Raw genomic sequence first — 14363 nt, forward strand, 5'->3', positions numbered from 1 at the left:
TTGAAACTCATCCTAACCCGCCACGCCAAATCCAGCTGGAACGACCTAACGCTGGACGATCATGACAGACCGCTCAACGAGAGGGGCCAGTCAGCAGCACAGCGCATGGGAGAATGGATCGCAGGGCGCAGGCACCTGCCAGCACAGGTCATCGCATCTGACGCCGCCCGCGCGGCCGAGACCGCCAGTTTGATGATCGACGCCATGGGCGGTGCACCAGAACTGACCCTAGACGACGGCCTCTACCATGCCTCTGCCGACGCCCTACTGGCCCGCATCAACGGCGCCCCGAAAGGTGACCTGATGGTCGTTGGTCATAACCCCGGCATGGGCGATTTCGCGCGAATGATTGTTGATGCCCCTCCGGCCCATGACCGCTTTGGCGTCTATCCAACCACCGCAACCCTGATCGCGGAGGTGCCTGTTGATGATTGGTCCGAGTTGAAATTCGGCGGTGCCCGGGTGATCCAGTTCATCGTCCCGCGGGAATTAAAAGAACTCAGCACCGCATAAACGACAAAGGCCCCGAGCGTAACGCGCCGGGGCCTTTGTCTTTAAATATATGGTCGCGCCTTAGTGACCTAAGATCTGGCTCAAGAACAACTGTGTCCGTTCAGATTTCGGGTTGTTAAAGAACTCTTCCGGCTCGTTTTGTTCCACGATTTGACCCGCATCCATAAAGATAACCCGGTTCGCCACTTGGCGGGCAAAGCCCATCTCGTGGGTCACGCAAATCATAGTCATACCCTCTTCGGCCAACTCGATCATGGTATCGAGCACCTCTTTAATCATCTCTGGGTCAAGCGCTGATGTCGGCTCGTCAAACAGCATGATACGCGGCTTCATGCATAGCGAGCGGGCAATTGCCACACGCTGTTGCTGACCACCCGAAAGTTGCCCCGGATACTTCAACGCTTGGTCAGGGATCTTCACCTTCTCAAGGAAGTGCATCGCGATCTCTTCGGCTTCTTTCTTAGGTGTTTTACGCACCCAGATCGGGGCCAAAGTACAGTTCTCCAAAATGGTCAGATGCGGAAATAGGTTGAAATGCTGAAAGCACATTCCCACTTCGGACCGGATTTTGTCGATGTTCTTCAGGTCAGAGGACAGCAACGTGCCGTCCACCGTGATGCGGCCTTTTTGGTGCTCTTCCAAGGCGTTGATGCAGCGAATGAGCGTGGATTTGCCAGAGCCCGAAGGCCCGCAAACTACGATCCGCTCGCCACGTTGCACCGTCAGATCAATGTCGCGCAGCACATGGAAAGTGCCGTACCACTTGTTCATATTGGTGATTTCGATCGCGATCTCGTCTGAGACCTGCATTTGAGATTGTTGATTCATTGTTCAGGTCTCCTTAATGGTGGCTGGTGTTGAGCTGACGCTCAAGCCACTGAGAATATTGCGAGATCGAGTAGCAAACGACAAAGAAAAGCGCGGCACCAAAGCCATAAACTTCCCAATAAACGCTAGTCCACTCGGTCGAGTTCTGGATCGGGCCACGGATCATGCCCACAAGGTCGAACATCGAGATGATCGACACCAACGTGGTATCCTTGAACAGCCCCACCGCGACGTTAACGATGCCGGGGATGGAGATTTTCAAAGCCTGTGGCAAGATGATCAAACGGGTCGCTTGGGAATAGTTAAGCCCAAGACTGTCCGCCGCCTCATACTGGCCAGTTGGCAAAGCAGCCAAACCACCACGGATCACCTCGGCGATATAGGCCGAGGAGAACATGGTGATCATGATGATCACGCGCAGGATCAAGTCGAAGTTGGATTCCGGCGGCAAGAAATACGCCAGCATCACATTCGCCACGAACAGCAAGGTAATCAGTGGCACGCCACGGATGAACTCGATGAACACCACACAAACGCCTTTGATCAGCGGCATTGGTGACTGACGCCCAAGCGCCAATGCAATGCCCAGCGGGATCGACAGTGACACACAGATTGTCCCCAACAGCATGTTGAGCATGAAGCCCCCCATGTCGCGTGACGCCACTGCTTGCAATTCAATCGGGATGATCGAATTTAGCGCCATCCAGATCGGCCCCAACAGGAACGACATCGCCAGATAGATGAACAACAGCGATGCCACGATCGAGACCAGCCCGCCGTCCTCATAGCTGCTGTAAATCGCGTAGCCGACGAAAATGCCCATTGGTATGAAGAATATGAAGGTAAAGATCGCCAGCAACCAGAACAGCCCAAAAGCAACGCTTGTGAAGAAGCTCTCGGTCCCAATCGAGCCTGCGATAAACACCAACTCTTTCGCGCCGATAAACAGCAAGTAAGCAAGGCCAATCCCGCAAACCACGCCGATAACGGCGGCAACAATTTTGCGAACATCCACCGTTATCTGTGACGAAATCAGACGGAACACCAACATGGTTGCGATGATCAGACCAAGAATGGTCAACGGCATCCACAAAGATCCACCCCACACCAGCCAAAAGGCTAAGAACGGATAGAAGGCTGTGAACAGCAACATCTTGCGTGGCAGGGAGGCGAACAGCGCCGGAAGTGCCGCGACGATCAGCAACAAGAATGCTAAAACAATGCGCCAGTAGCCGTCAGGTGGATACTTAAAGCCAAAGACCAAGTGGTCCCAGCGATCCACCAGCACCGCAAAGCACGCGCCAGTTTGGCCCTGAAGAATATCAAGGCATTCCTTACGGCTGCTCGCTTCCCAGATCCCGTTGGAAAACCACGGGAACACAAAGATCGCGAACCGCGCGACGACGTAAATCGCCACCAAGGTCAGGATTGTATTGAAGATGCCAGAGAACAAGTTCTCCCGCACCCATTTGATGGCACCAGCCTGCGACGCAGGTGGGGCTGATGGTGGAATTGTCTCTGTACGCACGAAGGCGACGTTGGACTTGTCTGACATGCTCAGCGCTCCTTCAGCTTCATAGAGTTATTGTAAATGTTCATGATGAACGAGATCGACAGCGAGATGATGAGGTAGAACAACATCAACAGCAGCACGGCCTCAATGGCGCGTCCGGTTTGCAGCAAAGTGATGCCGCCCAGCGTGCCGGTCAAATCCATGTAACCCACCGCAATCGCCAGTGACGAGTTCTTGGTGATATTGAGGAAGTTCGAGATCAACGGCGGGATGATGACCCGCAACGCTTGCGGCAGAACCACAAGGTTCATGATGCGCCCCGGGCGAAGCCCCAGTGCCCCAGCAGCCTCGGACTGGCCCTTGGAAATAGCCAAGATACCCGCACGCACGTTCTCGGCGATAAAGGCGCCTGTGTAGATCGACAACGCGAACCACAAGGCGATCAGCGAGCCACGAATTTGCAGGCCGCCCTTAAAGTTAAAGCCTTTCAACTCTGGGTACTCAAGCGTGATGGGCGAGCCCAAAACCAGTTGCGCCAAAATGGCTGGGATGAAGAACAAGGCAAGAGTTGGCCACAGGGTGCCTATCATTTTACCGTGGTCATACAATTGCTTGCGCGCATAACGGCGGAACAAGAAAATGCCAATGATCGAGGCAATGAACACCGCCGCAACCAGCATGGAGCCAGCGCCCCACTCCGGTTTTGGCAAATACACACCACGGTTGGTAACCGCCAGACTGTCCCAGAACCACATAGATGCGGTTGGGTCATCCCCTTTGAATGCCCGCGGCGCAGGGGCTGCGTTAATCATGATCGAGAAGATGATCAGGATCCAGATCAGCACTGGCACGTTGCGGAAAATCTCCACGTAGAACGACATGATCTTGCGCACCAACCAGTTCGGCGACAGGCGCAACACGCCCGCGAAAACTCCGATGATGGTCGCCGTGATACAGCCCAGAACCGCGACAATCAGCGTGTTCAACAACCCAACCATGGCCGCGCGGCCGTGAGTGTCTTGGCTGTCATACGATATCGGTCTTTGGTTGATGTCATACCCGGCTTGCGAGCCGAGGAAATCATACGAGATGTTCAACCCGGCTGCCGCCAGATTGCGCACCAAATTGCCACCGATAAAGGCCATGGTGGCGATGATGGCCACCAATGCGATAAATTGAAATGTAAGAGATCGGTAGCGCGTGTCGTTCAACAGCATAGACAGCCGGAACGACTCCGTGTGGGGGTCGGCTAATGTCGTCATCTTGGACGTTCCCTGTTATGGCTGGCGCTCTATGGTGCACGTCATTAATGCGTGCAGGCTGCCGGCTCTTTTAGTTTGACGGTGATCGTCAGAACGGAAAAGGGCGCGGTGTGAACCGCGCCCCTAACCTATTAGTTTCTACCGGAACGGTGGCGAGTAGATCAAGCCGCCGTCGGTCCATTGTGCGTTCAAGCCACGGGCCAGACCAATTGGGGTCGCGGAGCCAATGTTTTGCTCGAAGATTTCGCCGTAGTTACCAGCGACACCCAGAGCAGCTTTTGCCCAACCAGCGTCTAGACCCAGCATCGCGCCCAGCTCACCTTCAGTGCCCAGCAAACGGTTGATTTCTGGGTTGTCGGAACCAGCAGACAGCTCTTCGAGGTTCACAGAAGTCACACCCAGCTCTTCAGCTGTGATCAGTGCGTTCAATGTCCAACGAGCGATGTCAGCCCATTCGTTGTCGCCGTGACGTACCAGCGGGCCGAGTGGCTCTTTGGATACGATTTCTGGCAGCAGAACGTGTGCTGCTGGATCAGCGAAGTTTGCACGCTGAGCAGCCAATGCGGATGCGTCAGTTGTGTACACGTCACATGCGCCAGCGATGTATTGCTGAACAGCTTCTGCACCGGTTTCAATTGGAACTGGCTCGTAAGAGATTTTGTTGGCACGGAAGAAGTCGGCCAAGTTCAGCTCTGTAGTTGTACCAGTTTGGATACAAACGGTCGCGCCGTCCAGATCTTTAGCCGATGCAACGCCCAGGTCTTTTGGAACCATGAAGCCTTGGCCATCATAGTAGTTAACGCCAGTGAATTCGAACTTCAGATCGACGTCACGAGAGAATGTCCATGTGGTGTTACGTGCCAGCAGATCAATCTCGCCGGAAGCCAACGCGGTGAAGCGTGTTTTGCCGGTTGTTGGAATGAACTCAACGGCATTGCCGTCGCCAAGCGTCGCAGCAGCAACCGCGCGGCATACAGCCACGTCGAAGCCTTGCCATACGCCATTTGCGTCTGGCTCAGCGAAGCCTGGAACGCCTGTGGTCACACCACAGTTTAGTTTGCCGCGTGCTTTGACTTCGTCAAGCGTGGCTGCTGCCGATGCGCCAGCGATCAAGCTGGCTACAGTCAGTGCGCCAAGAAAAACGGATTTTTTCATATTTACCTCTTCCTGATTTTCCACCCCTTTTGGGATGGTTTTCCGACCGAGTGAAGGCCGGGGGCGATACGAGGGAAAAGGTTCTTCCCCTCGGTGAGCCTGAATAAGGCCAAATCGACACCAGAACGTCAAGGTAATATGCGTGCCTAACCCTAGGGAATGCTCCTCATTTTCTTAATAAAACAGCCCACTTCTTCCAGATTCGCGACAATGCCCCCGTAAAAAGGCCGAATTGGACCTATCTTACGCACAAAGCCGGAAAAATGCCTCGGCGCGGATCAGGTCCCGCCTTTTGAGTCCCGCCTGAATTTCAGCGTCCTCATCGGCACCCCATTGAGCAATTTGCCAGTTTTCATCGATTCGGCTTACCTCCCAAGCTTGCTCTGCCCCAAGCCGCCCGCGCGCAATTGCCAACCCAAGGATCAACGATCCGGTGATCGCCACTAGGTCATGAAATGCCGTTAGTTGGAACGCATCAAAAGTCGCCACATGCCCATGCAAAACCGCCAGTGCTTTGGGCTGTTGCGGGATGTGCATTATCCCAACTCTAACCTGCAAAGCCGCGCTCAATTCAGTCGCAGCCCAGTCAACCAATGGGCCCCATTCTTCTGCCTGCTTTGCCACCAATCCCTCAGGGCCCTCAGCACGGTAACAAATCAAATCACTGTCGCCGTAAGCCGCCAACATATCGACCACCTCGGCGTGCTGCGTCGATACCTTGTCCAAGGCCGCATTTGCCGCGCGGGTCACGGGCATCGACAGCGGGTCAATCTTACCTTCCTGCGCATCCCATTCCTGCCGCATCGCCTCGGCCATGGCCAATGTTGGAACCACAACCAATGTCTTCAGCGGAGTGCGCACGGAACGACCATCTAAATGCACCGAAAACCCGCCTTCAACGGCGTCAGCAGTCGTCTTTTTCCAAAACCGCTTTGCTGCCCATTGGCTCATGCCTCGTCTCCCCATAGTTCACTCAAAGCCGCATCCAGCGCCGCGTATTCTTCAATCACCACGCTGGCCCGCGTCTGCAAAACCGCCTCTGAATGATAGCCCCAGGTCACACCAACCGAGGCCATGCCAGCATTCGTCGCCATGTCCATATCGTAGCTTGTGTCCCCGATCATCACCGCCTGCGCCGCTTCCACGCCCGCATCAAACATGCAGCGCTCCAGCATTGACGGATGTGGCTTGGACGGGTGGTCATCCGCCACCTGCGTGGTGATGAAAAAGCGGCGCAGGTCATGCGCATCCAGCAAATGGTCCAAGCCCCGCCGTGACTTTCCCGTCGCGATGCCTAGCAAAATGTGGTCTTGCGCATGAAGCCGCTCAAGCGCCGCGCGCGCCCCGTCATATAGCGGGCTGCTTTGCGTGCTGTTTTTCAACTTGCGCGAGGTCATGAACGAGGTCTTATAGCCCTCGACCAACGCCTCACCGTGACGAGCGTATAAATCCGGCGACAATTTCTCGAACGCCGCATGCAGCGACAAACCCACGATGCTCAAAACCTCCGCGCGCGCTGGCACCGGTTCGCCAATCGCCTCGAACGTGGCCTTCATCGCACCGACGATATCGTCTTGGCTATCAATCAGCGTGCCGTCTACGTCAAAGACAACGAGCCTCAGCTCTGCCATTTCTCGTCCCCGTCAAACGGGTCACGCGGCACATCACGCTCGTGCCAGCCCAGAAAATCCCAAGTCTTTTTCATATGTGGCGACAAAGGCGCGGTGAACGACATCATCGCCCCGGTCACCGGATGCTCAAACTCTAACGAGCGCGCATGAAGATGCATCTTCTTGCTGATCTCGTCGCCCAATTGGGAACCCCAACCGTCGCCCATGTTTTCTTGGCCAGAGCCACCATATTTTCCGTCGCCCACAATCGGGTGACCCATCTCAGCCATATGCGCGCGCAACTGATGCGTGCGCCCGGTCACAGGCACCAGTGCCATCCAAGCGGCCCGCTGCCCAAGGAAACACAGCGTCGCGTAATCAGTTTGCGCCCGCTTCGCGCCATAGGTCGTGGCAACTTCGCTTGGGTGCATGCAGTGCATCTTCTCGCCCTCGCCGCCCTTGCCGTGCCCTGACGCCTTCACCAGCCCGTACTTAATCGTGCCGATTTTTGGATAGGGAACGCCCGCCACCATCGCCCAATAAATCTTGCGCGTGCCGTGATGCCGGAATGTCGCTGTCAACGCCGTCGCCATCGCAGGCGTGCGCGCCAGCACCAACACACCGGACGTGTCCTTGTCCAATCGGTGCACCAATTTCGGCGTATCATGGCGATCAAAGCTCAGCGCGGGTGCCATACCATCCACATGCCGCGTCGTCTTAGACCCGCCCTGCACTGCCAAGCCTGCGGGCTTGTTCAGCACAATGATATGATCGTCCTTATATAGTACGCAATTGCGGATCATCTCCGCGTCCGCCTTGGACACATGCGGCATCCGCACCTGTGCTTCCATCTCTTCCACGCTCGGCAATGGCGGCACCCGGATCAGTTGCCCCGGCGCGACACGGGTCGAGGTTTTCACCCGCCCGCCATCCACGCGAATTTCGCCCTTGCGGCACAACTTTTCCACCCGCCCTTGTGGCACATGTGGAAACTGGCGGCGGAACCATCGGTCCAGCCGTTGCTCGGCCTCATCGGGGCCAACTTGAAGTGTTTGAACGCGGCTCATAGACCTGCCTTTGTTGCTGCAATTATGCCGAGCCAGCAGGCGATCAAGGACAGGCCGACAGAGGCCATAACATAGCCCCCCGCAAATCCGATCCGCCCGTCCAGCACCAGCTTTATCGTATCAAGCGAAAAGCTTGAGAACGTCGTAAATCCCCCCAACACCCCGATCATCAAAAAGGCCGACCAATCCGCCCGTGCCGCCGACAGCGCCACAAACAGCACGCCAATCGCCAACGACCCCGCCGCATTGACAGCGAGCGTGCCAAACGGAAAGGCCACGGCCAGCCCGACAAGGTAGCGCATCACAGCACCAATCGCCCCGCCAAGGGCCACAGAGATCAAAGTTGTCATCATTGCCGTTCTCTCGACCCTGCCGCGCGCAGAGTCAAGTTTGCCGTTGCGCGCGCAGCTTGGTGAAGTAATCGAGACGCTTTTTCAACTCACGCTCAAACCCGCGCTGCACCGGCGTATAATACACCCCGCGCTTCATCGTGTCGGGGAAATAGTTTTGCCCCGAAAAAGCATCCTCAGCGTCGTGGTCATAGGCGTACCCCTCGCCGAAGCCCTGCTTTTTCATCAATGTCGTCGGCGCATTCAGAATATGATTTGGCGGCGGTTCCGATCCGGTTTTCTTTGCCGCTGCCATCGCATTCTTGAACGCCGCATAAACCGCATTCGACTTCGGAGCCAAGGCCAAATACGTCACCGCCTGCGCCAGCGCCAACTCCCCTTCGGGTGATCCCAGGCGTTCGTAGGTTTCCCATGCATCTAGGCAAACGCGGTGCGCATGGGTGTCTGCCAGCCCAATATCCTCGACTGCCATGCGGGTGATCCGGCGCGCCAAAAACCGCGGGTCTTCCCCCCCCGTCAGCATCCGTGCCATCCAGTACAGCGCCGCATCCGGATCCGAGCCTCGCACGGATTTATGCAACGCCGAAATCAAATTGTAATGGCTATCGCCCGACTTGTCGTATTGCGCCGCGCGCCGCATCAATCGCTTGCCAAGCGCCGCCGGGTCCAGCTTGCCGTCAACGTTCCACGCCATCACCTGCTCGGTCAGGTTCAACAACGACCGCCCGTCCCCGTCGGCCATTTCCAGCAAAGCCGCCCGCGCCTCTGGGTCCAAAGGCAACTCGCGGTTAAAGTCCTTCTCGGCGCGTTGCGCCAACCGCTCCAGATCGCTCAGCGACAGTCGCGACAAAATCAAGACCTGCGCGCGCGATAACAACGCCGCATTCAACTCAAACGACGGGTTCTCCGTGGTCGCTCCGACCAGCAAGATCGTGCCGTCCTCCATGAACGGCAAAAACCCATCTTGTTGCGCCTTATTAAAGCGGTGGATTTCGTCCACGAACAGCAACGTCCCCTGCCCGTTTTGGCGCCGTATCCGCGCGCCCTCGAACACTTTCTTCAGGTCAGCCACACCGGTGAAAATCGCGCTGATCTGCACAAAATACAGGTCCGTCTCATCCGCCAGCAGCCGCGCAATCGTGGTTTTTCCAACGCCGGGTGGCCCCCAAAACACCAAAGACGACAACGCACCCGACGCCAGCATCACCCCCAAAGGGCTGTCCGCGCCAAGTACCTGTTCTTGCCCGATCACCTCGTCCAAACTCTTGGGCCGCAAGCGATCCGCAAGCGGCTGGGTCTTGGAGGCAACCTTTGCGCCAGTGTCAAATAAATCCGCCATCAGATGCGGAACCGGTACGAGAACCGCTGCCCGCCGCGCGCCCCGTCAATGCGCCAGCGCCGCGTGGTCTCCGCCGCCGCGTCCTCGACATCTGCCGTGGTGTTAATCTTTTGGCCGTTGATCTCGCTCAACACATCGCCCACCCGCAACCCGAGGCGACGCAACCCTGCGGTCAACTCCGTGATCACCACCCCCTCCGAGATCGAGGTCGGCAGTTTCAACTCGGACTGCACCGCTGGGTTGATGTTGGACACGGCCAAACCGCTCAATGTCCCATCATCAATCACCCGCGCATCGCGCGCTGGCGTATCCGGTGCCTCGATCAAGGCCACTTCCGTTTTCCTGATCTCCCCGTCCGACAAATACTCCACGATGATGCTTTCCCCGACTGGGCGCACCGACATGCGAAACAACATCTCCGCGGGCGTATTCACTGGCTGCCCATCGACCGTCAAAACGATATCGCCAAGCACCAAGCCTGCGACCGCAAACGGGCTAACGGCGTGCATCGAAGAAATCACCACACCCTCCGGCACACTCAACCCGAACCCTTCGGCCAACGAGAAATCAACTGCCTGCCCGTAAATGCCAGCCCATGCCCGAACGAATGCGCCGTTGCCCGCGCGCGCCTGCTCCACATAGCGCGCAACCAGATTGGACGGAATCGCAAACCCGACCCCGTTGGAGCCGCCCGATCTGGTCAAAATAGACGTATTAACCCCGATCAACCGCCCTGCCACGTCAATCAACGCGCCGCCAGAGTTGCCCGGATTAATCGCCGCATCCGTTTGCAAGAAATATCCTCGTGCGCTACCCGTCGCTGTGCCGGACCGCGCCAACCCCGATATAATTCCCGAGGTCACAGTCTGCCCGATGCCAAACGGATTGCCGATGGCCAGCGCCAGCTCGCCCACCTCAACCTCGTCGCTGTCGCGGATGCTCAGATATGGCAACGGCGCATCTGCATTGATCTTCAGAATCGCCAGATCACTGTCTTGATCCGCCAGTAGAATCTCGGCCTCAAATTCGCGACGATCCGCCAGAACCACACGGATTTCCGTCGCCATGCCCACCACATGATAATTCGACACCACGATCCCATCCTCGGACAAAATCACCCCGGACCCCAGCGAGTTTTGCACCCGCGGGCGCGACTGGAACATGCCGCGAAACATGCCCTCGAACATCGGGTTGCCCGCGAACGGGCTTTCCGATTGCTCCACCACGCGGTTGGCAAAAATATTGACCACAGCCGGGGCCGTCTGCTTGACCAAAGGGGCAAAGCTCAAGCTGATCTCTATTTGGCTTTGTGGCACCTTCACTTCCGCGCTCACGGGTAACATCAGTGCAAAGCTCAACAAAGTGGACAAAATCAATCGCATGGGAATCCCCTGTTTAATGTACCTCTAAGATATGGGGACCCGCGCGCAAAATCACAAATCATTTGACGGCTGGCCGACCAAAAGCCGCCCCCGCTTTTCCGCCAACACGTCCTCGCGCGGCCGCCAGACATACCGGCTGTCCTTGGTAACCGCACGCCAATGTAGCCTGCCCCCAAAGCGCCACGGGTCCAACACGATCCCGCTGCGCATATCCGCCCCTTTGAGTGAGATTATCGCCGTACTATGCGCCAGCAAAATAGCGCTGTTCCCGTTGGCAATGGCGCGGTGCAAATCTAGACTTCGAAAGTTTTCCCGCTTCAAGCGCGCCTCCATATCTTCGGCCCAGTGCCAGCATAGCCCGCGCGGCCGCTCGCCACGGTTCACCTTACGATTGTGCACAAGCGGCGGGTCGATGATCTCATAGGCAATGGCTAACTCGCGGGTGTATTCATAAGCAACCTGTGCCGCGCGTGCGGCCTCAACAGGATCAACGTTGCCCCCAAGCGCCGCAATCCTCGCAGCCAACCCGTCAATGTCAGAGCGGCTTGCAAGAGCTGGCCCTTCGCTGCTTGCAGGAACGCACCCGCTCAAAAGCAAAGCCAAAACTGATAAAATGAAAAGGCGTCTCGTAAAGTTACTCATCAGTCCCGCTGCTTCGAAAATTCGCCCAAATCCTATGACCACAACCCGAAAATAGAAAGCACCTAAAACGCAAAAACCCCGCCAAAACAGGCGGGGCTTCAACGACCACAATTGTGGTGAATTTATTCGGCGGCGTCTTCTGCTTCAACGCGGGCTTTGTCAGCCGCGCCTTTGGCAGAAACGTCACGGTCAACGAATTCGATGATCGCCATCGGTGCCATGTCACCATAACGGAAACCGGCTTTCATAACGCGCACGTAACCACCTTGGCGGTCTTTGTAGCGCGGGCCCAAAACTTCAAACAGCTTGGCGACATCTTTGTCTTGAACCAAACGGCTGGCAGCTTGACGGCGGGCGTGCAGATCGCCGCGTTTTGCCAACGTAATCATCTTCTCGATGATCGGGCGAAGCTCTTTGGCTTTCGGCAGAGTTGTTTTGATTTGCTCGTGCTCGATGAGCGAGCCACACATGTTGATGAACAGCGCTTTGCGGTGCTCATGTGTGCGATTTAGGCGGCGGTAGCCTCGTGCGTGACGCATTTGGTCGTTCCTTCTATCTATACTTTGTACGGGTCACCGATGCGTGTCGATGCCTCTGTTGGGGCAGAATTGCCCATGTATTCCCTGCTATTGCAGGCATTGCCGGGGAACCCGAAGGTTCCCCGAAATTTCTTAGAACGCGTCTTCGAATTTCTTAGCAAGATCTTCGATGTTCTCAGGCGGCCAATCCACGATGTCCATCCCAAGATGCAAGCCCATGCCAGACAGCACTTCCTTGATCTCGTTCAATGACTTGCGACCAAAGTTTGGAGTGCGGAGCATCTCGGCTTCGGTCTTTTGGATCAGATCGCCAATATAGACGATATTGTCGTTCTTCAGGCAGTTGGCGGAACGTACAGACAGCTCCAGCTCGTCCACTTTCTTCAGCAGAAGCGGGTTGAACTCCAACTCGTCTTCGTCGTCTTGCGCACGAGCAGATTCTGGCTCGTCGAAGTTCACGAAGATGCTCAACTGATCCTGCAAAATGCGCGCAGCATAAGCCACAGCATCGTCAGGCGTCAGAGAGCCGTCGGTCTCTACCTTCATCGTCAGCTTGTCATAATCCAGCACCTGGCCTTCGCGGGTCGGTTGCACGTCATAGGACACTTTCTTAACCGGCGAGAAAATGGCGTCCATCGGGATCAGGCCAATCGGCGCATCTTCCGGTTTGTTTTTCTCAGCAGAAACGTAGCCATTGCCGGTGGCCACAGCCAATTCCATGAACAGCTCAGCGCCGTCATCGAGGTGGCAGATCACGTGGTCGCGGTTCAAAATCTCGATGCCTGCGCTATCGGAAATATCACCAGCGGTCACAACGGCCGGGCCTTTGGCGGAAACTGACAGGCGTTTAGGCCCTTCAACTTCCATGCGGATGGCCACGCCTTTGAGGTTCAAAATCACGTCGGTGACGTCTTCACGCACACCTGCAATCGAGGAAAACTCGTGCAAAACGTTGTCGATCTGAACCGACGTGATGGCCGCGCCTTGCAGCGAGCTCATCAAAACGCGACGTAGGGCGTTGCCCATAGTCAGGCCAAAGCCACGCTCCAGCGGCTCAGCGATTACAGTCGCCTTGCGGGCCGGGTCGTTGCCAGGTTTGATTTCCAGCTGCGTTGGTTTGATCAGCTCTTGCCAATTTTTATGGATCATAGGTGTCGCCTCCATGCTCGGCCCGGATCATGTCCAATATCGGGGCCACTCGAGGTTGAAATGACAAACACGGACCCCGCCGATATAACGGGGACCGCGCGATAGAATAAATTGCTTAAACGCGGCGGCGCTTCGGCGGACGGCACCCGTTGTGTGCCATCGGGGTCACGTCGCGGATAGACGAGATTTGAAGGCCAGCAGCAGCCAACGCACGAAGCGCGCTCTCGCGACCGGAACCCGGACCCTGAACTTCAACTTCCAGCGTCTTCACGCCGTGCTCTTGGGCTTTGCGTGCCACATCTTCAGCCGCCATCTGAGCTGCATAAGGTGTCGACTTACGCGACCCCTTAAAGCCCATAGTGCCAGCAGAGGACCATGCGATCGCATTGCCCTGAACGTCGGAGATCAGGATTTTAGTGTTATTGAACGAAGAGTTCACATGCGCAACGCCAGCGGCGATGTTCTTGCGGATCTTCTTCTTTGTACGTACTTTTTCACGTGCCATGGATCAGATCTCCCTCTACTTCTTCTTACCAGCAATAGCCCGTGCAGGGCCTTTGCGAGTGCGTGCGTTCGTGTGGGTCCGTTGACCGCGAACAGGGAGGCCGCGACGGTGGCGCAAGCCACGGTAGCAACCCAGATCCATCAAGCGTTTGATGTTCATGGTGGTCTCGCGGCGCAGGTCGCCTTCAACGTCATAGTTGGCGTCGATGTATTCACGAACCTTCAAAATCTCGGCATCCGAGAGGTCGTTCATACGACGCGCAGCGTCGATACCGGTGGCTTCACAGATCGCTTTCGCGGAGGTGTGGCCAATGCCGGTGATGTAGGTGAGAGCGATGGGGACGCGCTTCGCGTCTGGCAGGTTAACGCCGGAAATACGTGCCAAGTGGCAATTCCTTCTTTTGTCGCGGTTCCGTAGCTCCGGAACCTTTTTTCACAACGTAAGCCCGAAGGTTTTTACAACCTGCGGGCTTGGCTTCAATATCGTTTGCTCCACGTCGGCTAGCTAAG

General features: G+C 56.5%; 16 protein-coding genes. 1 reads left to right on the forward strand and 15 read right to left on the reverse strand.

Translation table 11 applies throughout. The features are described from left to right. Nucleotides 1-513 (forward strand): SixA phosphatase family protein, encoded by a 513-nt coding sequence (locus tag AC3Y7R_RS01105; protein ID WP_490040160.1) that lies wholly within the window; start codon nucleotides 1-3, stop codon nucleotides 511-513. A 60-nt stretch (nucleotides 514-573) separates the two neighbouring features. Here the strand turns inward: AC3Y7R_RS01105 and AC3Y7R_RS01110 are convergent, their stop codons facing one another. The 15 genes from AC3Y7R_RS01110 to rpsM form a co-directional block, all read right to left on the reverse strand. Further along, entirely contained in the window at nucleotides 574-1341 is a 768-nt protein-coding gene (locus tag AC3Y7R_RS01110; protein WP_490040161.1) for an amino acid ABC transporter ATP-binding protein, read from the reverse strand. Nucleotides 1342-1354: 13 nt separating this feature from the next. Beyond that, nucleotides 1355-2896, reverse strand: a complete 1542-nt coding sequence (locus AC3Y7R_RS01115; RefSeq protein WP_490040162.1) for an amino acid ABC transporter permease — start codon at nucleotides 2894-2896, stop codon at nucleotides 1355-1357. 2 nt (nucleotides 2897-2898) lie between these two features. Beyond that, on the reverse strand, nucleotides 2899-4116 hold the full coding sequence (locus AC3Y7R_RS01120) for an amino acid ABC transporter permease (protein WP_490040163.1): 1218 nt from the start codon (nucleotides 4114-4116) through the stop codon (nucleotides 2899-2901). A 138-nt stretch (nucleotides 4117-4254) separates the two neighbouring features. Next, nucleotides 4255-5271, reverse strand: a complete 1017-nt coding sequence (locus AC3Y7R_RS01125) for an amino acid ABC transporter substrate-binding protein (RefSeq protein ID WP_490040164.1) — start codon at nucleotides 5269-5271, stop codon at nucleotides 4255-4257. Nucleotides 5272-5514: 243 nt separating this feature from the next. Continuing rightward, complete coding sequence (locus AC3Y7R_RS01130) at nucleotides 5515-6222, reverse strand: ATP12 family chaperone protein (RefSeq protein WP_490040165.1); 708 nt, start codon at nucleotides 6220-6222, stop codon at nucleotides 5515-5517. Continuing rightward, on the reverse strand, nucleotides 6219-6902 hold the full coding sequence (locus tag AC3Y7R_RS01135; RefSeq protein ID WP_490040166.1) for an HAD-IA family hydrolase: 684 nt from the start codon (nucleotides 6900-6902) through the stop codon (nucleotides 6219-6221). The genes AC3Y7R_RS01130 and AC3Y7R_RS01135 overlap by 4 nt, the downstream gene beginning before the upstream one ends. Next, on the reverse strand, nucleotides 6890-7948 hold the full coding sequence (locus AC3Y7R_RS01140) for an RluA family pseudouridine synthase (protein ID WP_490040167.1): 1059 nt from the start codon (nucleotides 7946-7948) through the stop codon (nucleotides 6890-6892). Before AC3Y7R_RS01140 ends, AC3Y7R_RS01135 begins: the two co-directional genes overlap by 13 nt. Then, nucleotides 7945-8301: a fluoride efflux transporter CrcB gene (crcB, locus tag AC3Y7R_RS01145; protein WP_490040168.1), complete on the reverse strand. Its 357-nt coding sequence runs from the start codon at nucleotides 8299-8301 to the stop codon at nucleotides 7945-7947. The genes AC3Y7R_RS01140 and crcB overlap by 4 nt, the downstream gene beginning before the upstream one ends. Nucleotides 8302-8332: 31 nt before the next feature. Further along, the gene (locus AC3Y7R_RS01150) at nucleotides 8333-9637 is read right to left on the reverse strand and encodes a replication-associated recombination protein A (RefSeq protein WP_490040169.1); all 1305 of its coding nucleotides are present in this window, start codon (nucleotides 9635-9637) and stop codon (nucleotides 8333-8335) included. Beyond that, on the reverse strand, nucleotides 9637-11019 hold the full coding sequence (locus AC3Y7R_RS01155) for a trypsin-like peptidase domain-containing protein (protein WP_490040170.1): 1383 nt from the start codon (nucleotides 11017-11019) through the stop codon (nucleotides 9637-9639). The genes AC3Y7R_RS01150 and AC3Y7R_RS01155 overlap by 1 nt, the downstream gene beginning before the upstream one ends. A gap of 51 nt (nucleotides 11020-11070) precedes the next feature. Continuing rightward, a complete protein-coding gene (locus AC3Y7R_RS01160) occupies nucleotides 11071-11661 on the reverse strand; it encodes a hypothetical protein (protein ID WP_490040171.1) in 591 nt (196 codons plus the stop codon). Between the two features lie 122 nt (nucleotides 11662-11783). Next, on the reverse strand, nucleotides 11784-12200 hold the full coding sequence (gene rplQ / locus AC3Y7R_RS01165; RefSeq protein ID WP_490040172.1) for a 50S ribosomal protein L17: 417 nt from the start codon (nucleotides 12198-12200) through the stop codon (nucleotides 11784-11786). A gap of 132 nt (nucleotides 12201-12332) precedes the next feature. Beyond that, nucleotides 12333-13349, reverse strand: a complete 1017-nt coding sequence (locus tag AC3Y7R_RS01170) for a DNA-directed RNA polymerase subunit alpha (RefSeq protein WP_490040173.1) — start codon at nucleotides 13347-13349, stop codon at nucleotides 12333-12335. A 115-nt stretch (nucleotides 13350-13464) separates the two neighbouring features. Continuing rightward, nucleotides 13465-13854: a 30S ribosomal protein S11 gene (rpsK, locus tag AC3Y7R_RS01175; RefSeq protein WP_490040174.1), complete on the reverse strand. Its 390-nt coding sequence runs from the start codon at nucleotides 13852-13854 to the stop codon at nucleotides 13465-13467. Between the two features lie 15 nt (nucleotides 13855-13869). Further along, a complete protein-coding gene (rpsM, locus tag AC3Y7R_RS01180; RefSeq protein WP_490040175.1) occupies nucleotides 13870-14238 on the reverse strand; it encodes a 30S ribosomal protein S13 in 369 nt (122 codons plus the stop codon). Nucleotides 14239-14363 lie beyond the last annotated feature (125 nt).

The organism is Litoreibacter sp., assembly GCF_058136045.1.

Bases quoted from the DNA above. Each gene is read 5' to 3' on its own strand.
- AC3Y7R_RS01170 (WP_490040173.1), bottom strand. From the start codon at position 13,349: ATGATCCATAAAAATTGGCAAGAGCTGATCAAACCAACGCAGCTGGAA.
- AC3Y7R_RS01115 (WP_490040162.1), bottom strand. From the start codon at position 2,896: ATGTCAGACAAGTCCAACGTCGCCTTCGTGCGTACAGAGACAATTCCA.
- AC3Y7R_RS01160 (WP_490040171.1), bottom strand. From the start codon at position 11,661: ATGAGTAACTTTACGAGACGCCTTTTCATTTTATCAGTTTTGGCTTTG.
- AC3Y7R_RS01150 (WP_490040169.1), bottom strand. From the start codon at position 9,637: ATGGCGGATTTATTTGACACTGGCGCAAAGGTTGCCTCCAAGACCCAG.
- AC3Y7R_RS01110 (WP_490040161.1), bottom strand. From the start codon at position 1,341: ATGAATCAACAATCTCAAATGCAGGTCTCAGACGAGATCGCGATCGAA.
- AC3Y7R_RS01120 (WP_490040163.1), bottom strand. From the start codon at position 4,116: ATGACGACATTAGCCGACCCCCACACGGAGTCGTTCCGGCTGTCTATG.
- AC3Y7R_RS01135 (WP_490040166.1), bottom strand. From the start codon at position 6,902: ATGGCAGAGCTGAGGCTCGTTGTCTTTGACGTAGACGGCACGCTGATT.
- AC3Y7R_RS01140 (WP_490040167.1), bottom strand. From the start codon at position 7,948: ATGAGCCGCGTTCAAACACTTCAAGTTGGCCCCGATGAGGCCGAGCAA.
- AC3Y7R_RS01130 (WP_490040165.1), bottom strand. From the start codon at position 6,222: ATGAGCCAATGGGCAGCAAAGCGGTTTTGGAAAAAGACGACTGCTGAC.
- crcB (WP_490040168.1), bottom strand. From the start codon at position 8,301: ATGATGACAACTTTGATCTCTGTGGCCCTTGGCGGGGCGATTGGTGCT.
- rplQ (WP_490040172.1), bottom strand. From the start codon at position 12,200: ATGCGTCACGCACGAGGCTACCGCCGCCTAAATCGCACACATGAGCAC.
- AC3Y7R_RS01155 (WP_490040170.1), bottom strand. From the start codon at position 11,019: ATGCGATTGATTTTGTCCACTTTGTTGAGCTTTGCACTGATGTTACCC.
- AC3Y7R_RS01125 (WP_490040164.1), bottom strand. From the start codon at position 5,271: ATGAAAAAATCCGTTTTTCTTGGCGCACTGACTGTAGCCAGCTTGATC.
- rpsK (WP_490040174.1), bottom strand. From the start codon at position 13,854: ATGGCACGTGAAAAAGTACGTACAAAGAAGAAGATCCGCAAGAACATC.